A 14113-nucleotide genomic window follows, 5' to 3' on the forward strand; every position below is an offset into this window, starting at 1 on the left:
GAACTATGAGCTTCACTGGCACTTGGAGTTATCGCAGCCTGATCAACAATCCCGATTTATCGGTTGATTTCAATGCACTGGAATTTGGCCAGGGAACGCTGGTGCTGACCGAGTTGGCTCGGCGCAAGGTCGGCGGAACCATTGGTGGGCCCGGGTGGTCGCTGGAATTGACCGGTACGGTGCGTCCGGGAGACCCTGTCGAGCTGCAATTCACTGGAAAGGGCGATGTGGCCGGCGAGACCTGGATCTACAGCTATCGCGGCTACATCGTGCCGAACTGGCCGAATGGCGTCGATCAAAGGGACGCCATTGTCGGTAGCATCGTCCGCGACGTCCCGCATTCGCATGGGGTCGCCGCAGCCGGCTACGTTGCCTCCTGGTATGCCGTGCGACAGTGATGCTCCAGCATTTGCCGCAGCTCGAAGACATTCGGATCAACATTCACCGGCCAGGGTCTAGGTCGACGGACCGATGCCTCACATTTGAACCGCGTGCTCTGGCGGTTCAGCGGGATGTGCTGCCCGAACTTGTCGAACACGATCGTCGCCAGCAACTGAGGGCCGATGAAGCCGCGCGGGCGTCGCATGGAACGGTGCGGGAGCCTGACTGATCGCCTCGCAATCGCGGCAGGTAAATTTCTCGCGCACCGTCTCGATCACCTTGAATCGGCGCGGGATATCCTCCAGCGTTTCCGTCACATCCTCGCCCAGCTTCGACAGCCGCGAGCCGCCACAGCAGGCACATGCCGTCGGCGCTTCGATGACGATGCGTGCGCGCTCGACGTCTTTGGGCCACGCCTTGCGCACTGGACGCTTGCGGGCGAAGGCGCGCACGGACTGCGTTCTGGCCGCGGCCTCTTGGACGCTCAGTTCGTCCTCGGCGGCCTACGCCACGAGCTCTTCGAGCTGCAAATTCCAACTGATCGATCAGCCGCTGCGTGCGCTCGCGGCGCGGCCCGTGCTTCTCGCGCTCCAGCTTGCCGGTCAGCAACTGCAAATGCACGTTGAGCGCCTCAATGCTCGACAGCCGCGCCTTCGCGTTGGCCGCGTCCGCCTCAGCTTGCAGCCGCGCAGCACGTTCGGCCAGCAGCGCCGGATGAGCGCTGGCAAGGTCCGATGGCAGGGTAAGCGGCGGCAATGTCATAACGACATTGAATCAGATTTCTCAACAATTTCAATGCAAAAATTGAGTCAAACCCGGCTGGGGCGCCAGGTTTCCTGCCGTGCGCGCCAGTCAATTCCCTCCAGCGACAACGCATGTTGATGCCCCTCCTGGTGAGGCTGAATGATTCTCAGATCGAGTTGATGAATGGTACGGTTGCGAAGGTCGCGAACCGCGTTGACGACCGCTGGGGAATTTTGGAACAAATATGCTCCGGTTGATTGCTGGTCGATGAGCAGGCGCTTCCGCCTGATTTGAACGTAAATCCAATTGACGGGAATATCGAGCCTGGCGGCAAGTTGTACGGCGCTGAGCAAACTAGGTTCGTGTGTCCATCTGTTGCGCTGTGCCTTTACCTAGATGCCCGCTGCAAGGCGGAGGCGTTGCACAGTGATTGGCAAAACCTTCTCCTCACAATTGGGCGAATGGTGTCCTTCGCGCGTCAGTATTTCAGGCTTCGACATATCCCTGTGTCGCAGACACGGGTATCAGCAAGGTCGATCCACCACGATGTTCAACCTCATACGACGGCGCGAAGTTGCCGCCTCTACGTCCCACCTCACGCATCACATTAAAGGGGCGTCCAAATAACGGATGGCTCGGATCCAGCACCTCGATCTTGTCCGGTGATGATTCGTCAGACTCACAAGCAGGGATATTTCTGTAGACCTTCGAGCAGATAACCGAGCTGCGCCGGTGTGATCACCACCGTGCCGTCAGCGGCTGACGGCCAGATGAAGCGGCCGCGCTCCAGCTTCTTCGTGAACAGACAAGCGCCCTGGCCGTCACGCTAGATAAACCTTCCTCGCTCCAATTTTTTCGTGAACAGGCAGGCCCCCTGGCCATCGTGCCAAACGACCTTGATCAGATCGCCGCGTTTGCCCCAAGGCGGCGCATCCTCGGATGCTTACTTTTGTCCGGAAAGTTTTGGCCGCATTGAACTCATCAAATAAGGATTTGCGCCGCGCGGACGAGCACGCGGCGCTTTTATTCGGCAGGGAAAGCAGCTTCGTCTAAGCCTTTGGCCATATTCGATGAATTCTTGCTCCACAATCTCTGACGGGCCAGCGCCGGCAGGGCAGAGGAGATTAATCCTTCAAGAGGCTTTTGTTCTCAGTCGTCGGCACGTACTGGAAAGTGTCTTGTCCTTGCTCAATGGCCGGACCGGAGCCGCCTTCGTAAGCGAGGTTCCAGCTCGTGACTATCTCAGTGTTGTTGCCGTTGACCTGTGCGTAGCCGGTCCATCCGGTTGCGGAATTGCAGTTCTCCGTCGAATTGTTCCAGCCGACCGAAAATGCGATGAACGTCCCGTTTACCCTTCCTGTTAGCGGATAGGGCGAGTTCTGGCATCCGGTGCCCTGGGCTCTGTTTACATATTGGCCGGAGACATTTCCGAACGAGTCGACTTGAATGATCATCGTCGAGCCGGACTGGTTCTGCCAACTGCTGGAAGCCGATGCGATGCTTGAAAAATCCTTGAAGTTGCTTGCATCGAAAGCAAGAGCTGAGGTTGCTACAGCAAACACAAGTGCTGCAACTGCATTAGTACGGATCATGGTTTTTCCTCCTGATGTGCGCCGACCGTCGGCGATCGTACCGAAGGTTGCATATAAACTCGTAATAATCAATCAATCCGAGTAGCAATTTCCCGGGTTGAGAAAACCGAAAGACGGGCCGCGCGTTGCGTGGCGCGGCCCGAGAACGAGCATCAGGAGTGAAGACTTACACGATGCAAATTACGAACGGGATAGCGCAACGCTAATATTTGACCATCATTGGAACGGACAAACTGCATGGCCGCAACCCCGAGAGCTACCTCACGGACGTCCTAACCCAGATCAAAGATTAACCGGTAGATAGGCTTGAAGACCTGTTGCCGTGGAATATGCTTCCGACGGTCTCCACTGCGCAAAAGGCCGCCTGATGGCTCGTTCGATGCATATCTGCACGATCGAAGACGTGGCCACCATGACCGGCGAGAACCTCGAACTGCTCAGAGAGATCGTATCCATCCGAGCAGGGCCGCGGGATTTTGGGCGCCGCGCGTAGTAACGTCGGTTCATGGAGATCGGATCGAACTGCACGGAGATCGGGTGAGAATCGGCGCCGACGGTACGCCATCACATGACCGCGACAGACCCGATCATCCGCCAACACTTGCCGATCGTGCATGAGGCGATGCATCACGTCACCCATATGACCGTGCGCAACCGCGGCACCTTCGGCGGCAGCGTCGCGCATGCGGATCCAGCGACCGAGATGCCGATGATGACACGGTTCCTCGGTGGGACGGTCATCGCCTCCTCTCAGCGCGGCAGACGCGAAATACCTGCAGCCGATTTTTTTGTCGGATCGCTGGTCAACTCGTTGGAACCGGACGAGTTTGTAATTCGCGTCGAGCTCGACGCGATGAGACCGGATGCCGGATGGGGATTTGAGGAGTTTGCAAAACGCCACGGGGACTTCGCACTCGCTTGCTTTGCGACGACGCTGCATTGTGTAGATGGCAGGGCGTCTGACGTTCGCGTTGGCATGATGGGCGTTGGTGAAACCCCGCTGCGGCTTGAAGAGATCATCGAGGACGGATGTTTCCGAGCCGGCTCTCGATACGGTGGCGGATCGCCTGGCTGGAATCCTCACGCCCAACACGGATATCCATGCCTCTGCAGATTACCGCAGGCATCTCTCAGGCGTCCTTGCCAAACGGGCCCTTCGCGCCGCCTGGAGCCGCGCGAACCACGAAAGGCTTCAAGCAAGATGAGTGAGAAGACGATCACCGTCAGCGTCAACGAAGCGTATATGACGCGCACGATCGAAGCACGAACGCTGCTGAGCCACTTCCTGCGCCAGGATCCTTTGCCTGACCGGAACCCATGTCGGGTGCGAACATGGCGTTTGCGGTGCCTGCACCGTCATTCTCGATGGAAGGAGCGCACGCTCCTGTCTGATGCTTGCAGTGCAGGCAGACGGGAGCGAAATCGAAACCATGGCCAGGGAAGCGTCGATACTCGGACGAATCCAAGAAGCGTTCCGCCAGCATCATGGCCTGCAATGCGAATTTGTAGGCCCAGTTTCATCGTTGGCGATCATCGACCTTCTTCGCCACCATCCGCTGGAAACCGATGATAAGATCAGGGAAGCGCTCTCAGGAAACATCTGTCGTTGTACGGGCTATGAAAACATCGTCAACGCCGTCCGCGAACTGGCTAGCAAGAGAGGACCTTAAGATGAAGATGCATTTTCTCGAGGCCGGCCGCCTTCGTATGCGCCGGTCCATCTACGTCCCTGGGGCGCTGAAGGAAGAAGCGATTGAATTGCCGGTTCACGCCACCCTGATGCGCCATCCCCAAGGCAACGCGCTGTTCGATAGCGGATGCAATCCAGAGGCCGCCATCGATCCAGGCGCGCGATGGGGTGGGTTAAGCAAGGTTATGACCCCGATCTTTTCGCCAGAGCGGACGGTCGTTCATCAGTTGAAGACTCTTGCTCTCGATCCCGAGGACATAGATGTTGTGATCTGTTCACATCTGCATCCCGATCATTGCGGCTGCAACGCGTACTTTCGGCGCGCAACGATCCTCTGCCACGAAGCGGAGGCGCAGGCCGCCACGGCAAGCGGTGCAGAAAATCAAGGCTATCTTCGAGGAGAATGGGACCAGCCCCAGGGTTTCCAGACCTTCAATGCCGAGCATGACGTCTTTGGCGACGGGCGCATCGTCTTGCTGCCCATGCCGGGTCATACCCCCGGAATGACCGTCGCCCGTGTCGAGCTGGAAAAAGATGGTTCATTTATACTCGCTTCAGATGCTGCCCCGCTCCAGGCGAGCGTCGACACCGGTATCGCTCCGAGAAATACTTGGAACATCGAACTCGCCGCAGAGGCACTCGCTCGCCTGAAAGCTCTTCGGGAGCGGGGAGCTTCTATCATTTTCGGCCACGACGACGCGCAATGGCAAGAGTTGCGAAAGGGTGTGGAGTTCTACGAATGAGCCAGCAGGACCATTCCGTCGAGCTGCGGCCCAAACTTGTCGGCAAGCGGGACAAGCGCACCGAAGATCCACGTCTGCTGACGGGTGTTGGTCAGTATGTCGATGACATGGCGCCGCGGTATGTTGCATATCGCATTGCGACGCTCCGACCAGCCACATGCCCGAATCCTGAACATCGATGTCGGCGATGCGTTCTCGGTGCCCGGCGTCGTCGCGATCTATAACGCGAGCGACCTGGAAGGAGAGATCAAACCTGCCATACCGACCTCGCGTATGCCTGGTTATTACGCCACCCCCATATGGCCACTTGCACGCGGGAAAAGGTGGCCGTTCTATCGGATCGTGTCCCAGTACGTGGCGTAGGTGACGGTAGGGAGTAAAGCCGAGCGCCCGCGCGCTTCTCGTTGCGCTGTAGCGGGTGACCGGCTTTGCGGGCGGCCATCAGTGTTTTTCCGCTAGGGTCGGGTTGTTCAAGACCAACCTGACGGAAAGATCACCGATGACCAATGACATGATGAACGTGCGCTCCCTTGTTGAGAAGAGTGCCGATGCAGATTTGTTGCGTGAGATGATCGGTCTTGCTGCCGATCGGCTGATGGAGCTGGAAGTAGGCTCGGCTACGGGTGCAGACTTCGGTGTGAAGAACTCGATGCGGCTCGCACAACGCAATGGCTACCGTGACATCGGGAGACGCGGGCTGGCACCGTCGAGCTTCGCATTCCGAAGCTGCGCAAAGGCAGCTACTTTCCGAGCTTCCTTGAACCGCGCCGCATGGCAGAGAAAGCTCTGACGGCCGTTATCCAGGAAGCGCATATCCAGGGAATCTCGACTCGTTCTGTCGACGACTTGGTCAAGGCCATGGGTATGAGCGGCATCTCCAAAAGCCAGGTGAGCAGCCTAACATCGGGACGAACGCAATCTGCGGGGCGAAGGTGGCTGCGACGGCCATCCTCATCAGCGGCTGGAGATAGATCAGATAACCGCCCACGGTGACAAGGATGCCGATCTGGAGTAGCGGCTCGGAGATGCTGGTCCCAACGAAACTGCCCACCGGTTCCGCTTCCGCAAAGACGATCGACAGCTCAACCCCCTCGAGCGTGGATTCCGATGGCGGCGTCTCGGCCCGATGCAGAACGCGCGCCCCGAGCCAAAGCGTGCTTTTTTCGCCCACCCAGCTTCTTTAGAGGTTGGAGGTGAATTTATCGCGCCCTTCAACACTGCGACCGCGAGATAGAGGGAGACGAGAAAGAGAAGAGACCGGTATGACGCTTGCTCGGTCGCCTCATTGACGATCCGGCGCTGGAGTTCGAGAGGCGCCGCGCCGATAACGAAAAGAGCCAGGGACAGCCCTGCGACCAACGCCTGATGACGCCTTCCCATCAGCCAGATGAAGCCGAATAGTTCGGAGAGCATCGAATCCGTCGCGCCATTTGCGGGACGCGGCCGGACAATTAAATCCTGGAGGGCCAGATGTTCATCGCGCACTCACGGGTCAGAGAGAGCGCTCGACGCGCCCGGTTCGGGAGTCGTCGGATGGCCTCACCAGTAGGACGCTCACGACCGTCCCCACCATGAGGATCAGGATGACGAGGAGAAGCCTCGACACGACGGCGTCTGCGATGACCCTGACAAACATGACGGAAACTCCAGGGACGATTTCATAGTTTGAGAGAGCTCACCATGCGGTATCCAGGGTGATGTTGTTTACCACGCCGCCGACGCCGCGGATGCTTTCCGCCGCCACCCTGGCCGCCGAGCATTCCAGCTCCGTCTCGACCTCTCCCCTCAGGGTCACTGCCCCGTCGGAGACGGTCGCATTGACGATGGGGAACCTTATTTCGAACTCGGTTTCCAGGCGGCCACGAACGGCCGTCCCTAGGGCCTCGTCGCCGGAAGCAGTACACTGCCGTCGAACATCGAGAAGCGCTCGCATCAAGTCGTGACGGCTGATTATGCCGGCGAGTCTGCCGTTCGGTGTTTGATGTCGTGGGCCTGCAGGAGTTCTGCGAGCTGGCTCGCGGTTGCGCTCGGGGCGGCGCTGACGACGGGCGTCGACATCACGTCCTTGACGCGCCAGCTTCGGGCCTTCACATAGTCCGCCAGTGCATCTTCGCGGTCGCGCGTATGCGGTACCGCCCGTCTCGCCCAGGATGACGCCACCCGGCGCAGCAGGTCTCCCCGGTGACGATGCCGGTGAGCCGCCCTTCGCCATCGATGACGGGCACCGCGCCGATCTTGCTGGCGTTGACGATCTCGACGGCTTCCCTGACGTTGTGTCCCTCGTCGAGCGTCGTCACGGGGTCGTCATGATGTCTCTAGCAAGCATCGCGCTGTCTCCTTTTCGATCGGACAATTACGGAGCCAACTTGTTGAGCGCATTGACGTGGATCAAGGCAGACACGAAGCCGCGGGAGGCATCCTTCACGCGTCGTCGTCTCTGAAGCCTTCCGACGAAGTGCGGCGTCAGGCTCGCCCGCATTGCAACTTATTGAGGATCGAGGCGTTACGGTTCGGTCTCGTCCTCGCGCGGCGTACCAAATTCTTCCCGCGCCGTCGCAAGGAGTCTTATGCAGCAACCCGTCAAGCTGGTATCCGTCGGCACCGCCGTTCCGCCACATGTCATCGACCAGCGTGACGCGGCGCGAGCCTCGCACACCGCGTTCTCATCGCGATTTGGCGATTTCGAAAAGCTGGCAAGGGTGTTCGAAACCTCGGGAATTCGGCGCCGCTATGCCGTCCGGCCGATCGAGTGGTATCTCGAGACGTCGGGATGGCCCGAACGAAACCTCGCTCATATCGAGGGCGCTGGTGCAATGTTCGTCGCCGCCGCCAGCAAGGCTCTCGTGTCGGCGGGCATTGCAGCAGGCGATGTCGACACGATCGTAACCGTCTCCTCGACTGGTATTGCGACACCTAGTCTGGAAGCGAGGGTAAGCCGAGAACTGGGCTTCCGGGACGATGTCGAACGGGTTCCCGTGTTTGGCCTCGGCTGTGCCGGCGGAGTCTCTGGGCTTTCAATCGGGTCACGGCTGGCGGCATCCCGGCCAGGCTCAGTCGTGCTGGTGGTCGCCGTCGAGACCTGCACGTTGGCATTTCGCATGGACAAGCTTACGAAGGCGAACATCGTGGCGACCGCCCTCTTCGGCGACGGGGCCGCCGCCTGCGTGGTGCGTGCTAGTGAGACCGGTCTGGCCGAGGTCGAACTTGCAGGCCAGCATACGTGGCCCGACACGCTAGACATCATGGGATGGAGCGTCGATCCGGAGGGTCTGGGCGTGATCTTCGATCGTGCGATACCACCGTTCGCCGAAACTCATGTGCTGAAGGGCGTAACGTCCATACTCGCCCGATCAGATCTTGCTCCTGCCGACGTTGACCGGTTTGCGTGCCACCCCGGTGGATCAAAGGTTATCACCGCCTTGGAATCGGCGCTTAAACTAAGCCAGGGAACCCTCGACCAGGAACGTGAGGTTCTCTCGGACTATGGGAACATGTCCTCGCCAACCGCGCTGTTCGTACTCGAGAAGCTTCTTGCGCAAGGACTACCCAGGAGAACTGTCCTGACGGCGATGGGACCGGGCTTCACCCTTAGCTGCCTCTCGTTGACGGCTGCAGCATGACCCGGCGATCATTCTCCAGGACGTTTTAAGATCGCATCGTTTGCAGAACGAACAGGACTCGAAACACGTAGCTGACGCTGCAAAGGCTGCGATTGCCGTGGGACACCCCAAGTCGAAGGCGAGGTTGCCACCTCGCACTCGAATCCTTTCTCTTGCGTGCCGGCGTAGCTGCGGCAGTATGGCTGGTGGTAGTCGCTACCCAATCCGGTCCTCTGTCGCACTAGGAGGAGCGTGCCCAGCGCCAATTCTGGATTTCCGGCAAGTCTTCTCCACGCTCCCGCACGAACGCCCGGTGCTCGTCGAGCTTTGCATGCAAGGCTGCCGTCACATCTGGCACCTTTTCGGCGAGGCCGGGCACGCGCGCGATCGGTCGCGATGTCTATCTGCGTGTATCTGAACCATGCGATCCAGCCATGGCACTGAATGTGCATCGGCAAACAAAAGCGGATTTACAACCAACGTTGTCAGATACGTCTCCCCCAAGCGGGATTGATGTCTCGGGGGCCAGTGTCTCTCGATTACGCCTGTCATCGATCGCCGACCTCGGCAGGCCACAAGGAGTGGGAAACTTTGATCTCCTACGCACTTTGCTCATCGCTTCCCATTCCTAGCTGCATTGAAGCGTATCTGGGGCAGAGTGACTTCAAATAGGCGCTTCAGCGGAGTCCACCGACCGAGGCACTGGATGTTCGCAACCAACTGCCGCTTTTCCGGAAGATGATGAGTTAAGGTGGCAGGAAACGGAATAAGACTGGTTGACGAGAAGCCCGGGAAAAACAACAGAAACTGGTTCGAAAGTTCTTGTTCGTTCATCAGCGCTTTTTGTTGGATTGTGAGAGCACGGATCCTGCCAACTGCTTGGTAGCAGTGCTGTATTTCGTGCTCGATAGAACCTGCGAAGCCTTGTCCTCCATCGCAGCTCCTGTCTGCTTTGAGGTGCCCGCCTGCAAGGGCTCTGTTGCAAGATCGACTCCGACTATGTCCTGATGTACCCGGCGATCCGCCCCGGCAGCTACGTCCTCATTTCCGTGACCGACACCGGCACCGGAATGACGTCCGATGTGATGGAGAGGGCTTTCGACCGTTCTTCACCGCGAAACCGACGGGCTCGGGAACGGGGCTTGGGCTGAGCATGGTCTACGGTTTCGCAAAGCAATCCGCAGGGCACCTGCAGCTCTACAGCGAACTTGGCGAAGGGACGACGGTGCGCCTCTTTCTTCCACGCGCCGACGCCGGAAAGGATTCTCATCCGAACGAGCAGCGGGCTGAGGAAGCCCCGCCTCGGGGCACGGAAACTATCCTGGTGGTCGAGGACGACGCGAGAGTTCGCCGAGTGACGGTCAGCCGCCTGCAGACGCTTGCCTACTTCGTGATCGAAGCTACGAACGGGATCGACGCGGTGAAGGAGCTGGAGGCGGGGCATGACGTAGCGCTCCTGTTCAGTGATGTGGCCATGCCGGGAATGAACGACGACGAACTGGCCCGGAATGTCCGGGAGCGCTGGCCGAGGGTGAAAATTCTCCTGACGTCGGGCTTTTCTGAACCCCATGCCGCGGACAAGGAGATCGAAGCGGGCGCCGGCTGGCTGAAGAAGCCGTACACTGCATCGGAGATGTCGACACGTCTCAGGCTGCTGCTCGCCACGAGGCCTAATAGCGATTCTGCTCGACAGCAGGATTTCAATTTAGAAAAATCAAACCCAAACCTCAATCGCGCTGCCGTTGCGGGGACTCATATCTTTCTTCGCGGAAGATCCCAGCCTACGTCGCCACCCAAGGTCGCTCTCCAAGAACATCAATGGTCGCCTTGTGCTCGCGACGGAGGCTCTGCAACGGGTGGTGCGGAATTTCGTTCCGAAGACGAGATCTGCGCGCAAGTCGATCAAGGAAATTGGGCTCTATGCGAAGGGCGCTCAGCGGCGCCCTTGCTGCTGAGTGTGGGCAGAGCAGTAATGTCTAGCCAATCCCGATATTCGATCACCCGACCGTCAGTCGGTCGTCGAGAGTGCTGATCCCTGGAGCGGACCATGCAGCGCGCTCCGCCGCCTGCCGTTCCGACCAGGTCTTCACCTTGCCGGAGAGGATTACCTTTCTGCCTTGGACGTCGATTCTGATTGCATCGGCCTCAAGAGCGGCGTCGCGCTGGAAAGCATCCTCGATGCGTTTCTTGACATCCACCGCCGTAATATGCGGCTTCAGCTCCACTAGGTTGGACACCCCTACTACGCCGGCGAGATCCCGCACGGCGTCGTAGGCCGCGTTCTTTTGATATTGCCACTCGACCTCTCCCCGCAAGGTGATCCACCCTTTGAGGACCCGCACCTGCACCGAATCCTTTGGCACGGAAACGTTCCAGTCGAGCATTTTGACAGCTCGCCGGGCGATGTCGTCGTCGTCTGTTTCCTTCGGCCCGAAAATCCGGACCTCGATATCGGCAGCTATTCCGCGCACGCCCTTGACGCGACTAACCACGCGCTCTGCGGCTTCTTTCTCCGCGTAGGTGCGCACGTGACCAGTCAGTGTGACGATCCCGCTATCGACCGCGACGCCGATATCAGCCGCGTCGATGCTGGGCTCGAATTCCATTTCGTCGAGAATGTTCTGTCTGAGTTGAATGTCGTTCATGACAACCTCCTTCAGGTTTGCGACGTGCCGATCGTGACAGCGCCGCAGATTTTCGTCGTTGATCTTCATCAAGCACGAGAGCGACCTTGGAATTTCAGCGGACAGAACACGGTCTGCGGGCTGCTACTGGGTCTGCACGTCAGCGGCCACGAAGAGGCGGTGGCCGTTCCTCACGACGGTGATGAGAGCACGGGCATGCTCCTTCACGAGTATTGAGAGGAGTTGCCCGACGTCCGTCACCGGCTGCTGGTCGAGAGCGACGATAACGTCGTCCGGCTGCAGGCCGGCCTGTGCCGCGACCGAACCCTCGGCGACGACGACGACGCGGGCGCCGGGACCATCGGGAGAGTTCGCCATCTCGGCGTCGGCGAGAGGGCCGCGGGCGATATGAATGGTACGCGAAGCAGCCGGTTCGGCAACCGGTGCGTCGGACACCACGGGAAATGCTTCTATCCTTCGGCTCGCGCGGTCGATCTGGAAGGACGGCTTGGACTGCAACGGTAGCGATCCCACAAGCCTTCGAACGTCGGACGCGCCGCGCACCGTCCTTCCGTCGACCATCCGAATGACGTCGCCCGGCTGAATTCCTGCATTTGCCGCCGGTGAACCCGGAAGGACTTCGCTGACCAGCGCGCCCGCCCCTTCATCGACGCCGAACGCCTTTGCGAGACCGGGCGTCAGGTCCTGCGTTAAAATTCCCACCTCGCCGCGTACCAACTTGCCGGTCAGGATGAGCTGCCGCATCACGATGCCGACAGTCTCGGCTGGGACCGCAAAACCGATGCCGATGCTTCCTCCGGCGGGGCCGATGATCGCGCTATTGATCCCGACCACGACGCCGTCCTCGCTTACAAGCGCGCCGCCCGAATTGCCGGGATTGGTCGACGCGTCCGTCTGAATGAATCCTTCGTACCCCTCCGATCCCACGGCACGGCGCCCAAGCGCGCTTACGATGCCCATCGTCGCGGTCTGGCCCAGGCCGAAGGGATTCCCGATCGCCACGACGACGTCGCCGACGTGAAGCGAGGACGCGCTTCCAAACTCGGCTTGAACAAGATGATCAGGTGGAATTTGAACGACAGCGACATCCGTCTCGGGATCGGCGCCGACAAGTTTCGCTTGGAAGCGTCGGCCGTCGGAGAGCGCCACCTCGATTTTTGAGGCGCTTGCTATGACATGCTGGTTGGTGACGATGTAGCCGTGGACCTCGTCGATGACGACACCCGATCCGGCCGATTGGAAGCTGTGCTCTGCCGGCGCAGCGTCGTCAGGTAGTCCGAAGAACTTTCTGTAGAAGGGATCAGCAAGCGTTGCATCCGCGTCGTCGAGTTCCCTGCCCTGCACCGAGATGCTGACGACGCTCGGCACGACACGCTGGAGCATCGGCGCGAGCGACAGGCTGTCTGCAACGGCTGGAGCCGACAATAGGCTCTCACCTGCGATGAAGAGCGCCGCCAAGGCGAGCAACGAACGCGACATCTCTGATCTCCTTGCGGAAGCGCCGCCGGTTGTCGGCGGACGTCTTGACGAAGAAGCTTTTGTGTAGCGCAAGCAAAGCGCATTGATCCTTGTCAAGGGGAACATCGGCTACGGAACGATCACGGCGGCTCCAGAGACACGGCCTGCGCGCAGATCGTCGAGAGCCTCGTTCGCATGCTCGAGGGGGTAGACGCTGGTGAAGCATCTGACCCCTGCCGCCTTCCCGATCGAGAAGAATTCCGCCCCGTCGCTCCGCGTCAGGTTCGCCACCGAGACGACCCGCCGCTCGCCCCAGAGCAGACGATAGGGCATGCTCGGAATGTCTGACATGTCGATGCCGCCGCAGACCAACGAGGCCGGACGGAAGTTCACGCTTGATCTTGGCGCCGTCTGGACCGGGTTTTCCGGTGAAAGGCCGCCGGTGCCGCTCGACGCCGCCATCATCTTCGCGCCGGCCGGCGAGCTCGTGCCAATGGCGCTCGACGTGGTGCGGAAGGGCGGAACGGTTGCCGACCGGCAAAGATCTCGTCTTGAATCAGAGCGCCCGCGCGAAACGCGGGTGCGAGGTGAAATTAGATGTGGCGCTTGGATATAGGCCGCGTAGATATGGCATGTGGTGCTCCGATTGTGGGATGCGGGTTCGGCTCGAGCATCGACGGTCATTCCGTTCTGACTGCACTGCGTCCCGACACGGCCGTGACGGCAATGCCGTAGAAGACATGAGGAGAGCCATCGGGCATGGGGAACTCCTGGGGCTTTATAGAGCCGATTTCCCACCAGTCCGAATACTTTTGGAGAAGACCACGCGTGGAGCCGTTCGCTTTGTCGCGCCTCGCTGTCAGGAAATTCCTCGAACCTGCCTTCGACGACGATGCTCGTCCACCCGCCGGCGCTCGAACGCTGCTCGATGTGTAGGCAGACCTTGTCGTTCCCCGCATCCAGTCGAGCTTCTTGCCGGGCATGGTGAAGCTATAGGCGACGCCGTTGGAAAAGGCGAAATAGATCGCCGCCACGTAGAGCTGCCCATCCTTGCAGCATGCCAGATGACCGAAACGCTCGTTCTCCAGGATGCGGTAGCACTCACCGGGGTTGATCTCCGTCAGATTGATCGTCATGGCCGTGTCCTCCAGCTTCGATGAAGGCGCGATTATAGGAGCTTCATTGCGCCGCGGCCTTGACCAAGCGCAATGCGAACTCTCTCAGCGGCATGCATCATGACGGAAGTTAAACCTCAGGAGGC

15 protein-coding genes and 9 pseudogenes are annotated in these 14113 nt (G+C 59.7%); 11 read left to right on the forward strand and 13 right to left on the reverse strand.

Going from position 1 to position 14113, the window contains the following annotated elements; translation table 11 throughout:
• Positions 1-5 precede the first annotated feature (5 nt).
• Positions 6-398, forward strand: a complete 393-nt coding sequence (locus MOV76_RS13555) for a hypothetical protein (RefSeq protein ID WP_004674379.1) — start codon at positions 6-8, stop codon at positions 396-398.
• Positions 399-475: 77 nt separating this feature from the next.
• On the opposite strand, the pseudogene MOV76_RS13560 reads toward MOV76_RS13555, so the two are convergent.
• The 4 genes and pseudogenes from MOV76_RS13560 to MOV76_RS13575 form a co-directional block, all read right to left on the reverse strand.
• Positions 476-1143: pseudogene (locus MOV76_RS13560) on the reverse strand (IS66 family transposase zinc-finger binding domain-containing protein); the annotation flags it as partial.
• Positions 1144-1190: 47 nt separating this feature from the next.
• The gene (locus MOV76_RS13565) at positions 1191-1478 is read right to left on the reverse strand and encodes a hypothetical protein (protein ID WP_008534161.1); all 288 of its coding nucleotides are present in this window, start codon (positions 1476-1478) and stop codon (positions 1191-1193) included.
• 326 nt (positions 1479-1804) lie between these two features.
• A pseudogene (gene tnpB / locus MOV76_RS40330) lies at positions 1805-2032 on the reverse strand (IS66 family insertion sequence element accessory protein TnpB); the annotation flags it as partial.
• A gap of 217 nt (positions 2033-2249) precedes the next feature.
• A complete protein-coding gene (locus tag MOV76_RS13575) occupies positions 2250-2717 on the reverse strand; it encodes an avidin/streptavidin family protein (RefSeq protein WP_004674376.1) in 468 nt (155 codons plus the stop codon).
• A 209-nt stretch (positions 2718-2926) separates the two neighbouring features.
• Between MOV76_RS13575 and MOV76_RS13580 the strand changes: the two genes are divergently transcribed.
• From MOV76_RS13580 to MOV76_RS13610, 7 genes and pseudogenes are all read left to right on the forward strand, one after another.
• Positions 2927-3010: a transposase domain-containing protein gene (locus MOV76_RS13580; protein ID WP_237358376.1), complete on the forward strand. Its 84-nt coding sequence runs from the start codon at positions 2927-2929 to the stop codon at positions 3008-3010.
• Between the two features lie 275 nt (positions 3011-3285).
• A pseudogene (locus MOV76_RS13585) lies at positions 3286-3504 on the forward strand (FAD binding domain-containing protein); the annotation flags it as partial.
• 268 nt (positions 3505-3772) lie between these two features.
• Complete coding sequence (locus MOV76_RS13590; RefSeq protein ID WP_237353190.1) at positions 3773-3922, forward strand: hypothetical protein; 150 nt, start codon at positions 3773-3775, stop codon at positions 3920-3922.
• Positions 3923-4108: 186 nt separating this feature from the next.
• Entirely contained in the window at positions 4109-4387 is a 279-nt protein-coding gene (locus MOV76_RS40075; RefSeq protein WP_008534159.1) for a (2Fe-2S)-binding protein, read from the forward strand.
• 1 nt (position 4388) lies between these two features.
• Positions 4389-5150, forward strand: coding sequence for an N-acyl homoserine lactonase family protein (locus tag MOV76_RS13600; protein ID WP_004674371.1), 762 nt, complete (start codon positions 4389-4391; stop codon positions 5148-5150).
• Positions 5147-5471: pseudogene (locus MOV76_RS13605) on the forward strand (xanthine dehydrogenase family protein molybdopterin-binding subunit); the annotation flags it as partial. The gene MOV76_RS13600 and the pseudogene MOV76_RS13605, both read left to right, overlap by 4 nt.
• A 178-nt stretch (positions 5472-5649) precedes the next feature.
• Positions 5650-6050, forward strand: a pseudogene (locus MOV76_RS13610) (transposase); the annotation flags it as partial.
• On the opposite strand, the gene MOV76_RS13615 reads toward MOV76_RS13610, so the two are convergent.
• From MOV76_RS13615 to MOV76_RS13630, 4 genes are all read right to left on the reverse strand, one after another.
• Positions 6001-6321: a hypothetical protein gene (locus tag MOV76_RS13615; RefSeq protein WP_008534157.1), complete on the reverse strand. Its 321-nt coding sequence runs from the start codon at positions 6319-6321 to the stop codon at positions 6001-6003. The pseudogene MOV76_RS13610 and the gene MOV76_RS13615 overlap by 50 nt on opposite strands.
• A 321-nt stretch (positions 6322-6642) precedes the next feature.
• Positions 6643-6786 carry a hypothetical protein gene (locus tag MOV76_RS13620; protein WP_016737394.1) on the reverse strand — a complete coding sequence of 48 codons (144 nt, stop codon included), beginning with the start codon at positions 6784-6786 and terminating at the stop codon, positions 6643-6645.
• Positions 6787-6825: 39 nt separating this feature from the next.
• On the reverse strand, positions 6826-7083 hold the full coding sequence (locus tag MOV76_RS13625) for a BON domain-containing protein (protein WP_008534156.1): 258 nt from the start codon (positions 7081-7083) through the stop codon (positions 6826-6828).
• 154 nt (positions 7084-7237) lie between these two features.
• A complete protein-coding gene (locus MOV76_RS13630; RefSeq protein WP_008534154.1) occupies positions 7238-7447 on the reverse strand; it encodes a CBS domain-containing protein in 210 nt (69 codons plus the stop codon).
• Positions 7448-7717: 270 nt separating this feature from the next.
• On the opposite strand from MOV76_RS13630, the gene MOV76_RS13635 reads away from it, so the two are divergent.
• Entirely contained in the window at positions 7718-8770 is a 1053-nt protein-coding gene (locus MOV76_RS13635) for a type III polyketide synthase (RefSeq protein ID WP_008534153.1), read from the forward strand.
• Between the two features lie 220 nt (positions 8771-8990).
• Here the strand turns inward: MOV76_RS13635 and MOV76_RS13640 are convergent.
• Positions 8991-9137, reverse strand: a pseudogene (locus MOV76_RS13640) (hypothetical protein); the annotation flags it as partial.
• Between the two features lie 765 nt (positions 9138-9902).
• Between MOV76_RS13640 and MOV76_RS13645 the strand changes: the two are divergent.
• Positions 9903-10781: a response regulator gene (locus tag MOV76_RS13645; RefSeq protein ID WP_016737392.1), complete on the forward strand. Its 879-nt coding sequence runs from the start codon at positions 9903-9905 to the stop codon at positions 10779-10781.
• On the opposite strand, the gene MOV76_RS13650 is transcribed toward MOV76_RS13645, so the two are convergent.
• From MOV76_RS13650 to MOV76_RS13660, 3 genes and pseudogenes are all read right to left on the reverse strand, one after another.
• On the reverse strand, positions 10747-11394 hold the full coding sequence (locus MOV76_RS13650; protein WP_012489422.1) for a BON domain-containing protein: 648 nt from the start codon (positions 11392-11394) through the stop codon (positions 10747-10749). The two genes, MOV76_RS13645 and MOV76_RS13650, sit on opposite strands and share 35 nt — an antisense overlap.
• A gap of 123 nt (positions 11395-11517) precedes the next feature.
• The gene (locus tag MOV76_RS13655) at positions 11518-12873 is read right to left on the reverse strand and encodes a trypsin-like peptidase domain-containing protein (RefSeq protein ID WP_016737390.1); all 1356 of its coding nucleotides are present in this window, start codon (positions 12871-12873) and stop codon (positions 11518-11520) included.
• 108 nt (positions 12874-12981) lie between these two features.
• Positions 12982-13224, reverse strand: a pseudogene (locus tag MOV76_RS13660) (alcohol dehydrogenase); the annotation flags it as partial.
• 16 nt (positions 13225-13240) lie between these two features.
• Here MOV76_RS13660 and MOV76_RS13665 point away from each other — a divergent pair.
• Positions 13241-13381, forward strand: a pseudogene (locus MOV76_RS13665) (alcohol dehydrogenase); the annotation flags it as partial.
• A 151-nt stretch (positions 13382-13532) separates the two neighbouring features.
• Here the strand turns inward: MOV76_RS13665 and MOV76_RS13670 are convergent.
• Positions 13533-13988, reverse strand: a pseudogene (locus MOV76_RS13670) (pyridoxamine 5'-phosphate oxidase family protein).
• Positions 13989-14113: the final 125 nt, after the last annotated feature.

Origin of the sequence: Rhizobium sp. PRIMUS64 (assembly GCF_023006465.1) — a bacterium.
Lineage (GTDB): Bacteria > Pseudomonadota > Alphaproteobacteria > Rhizobiales > Rhizobiaceae > Rhizobium > Rhizobium leguminosarum.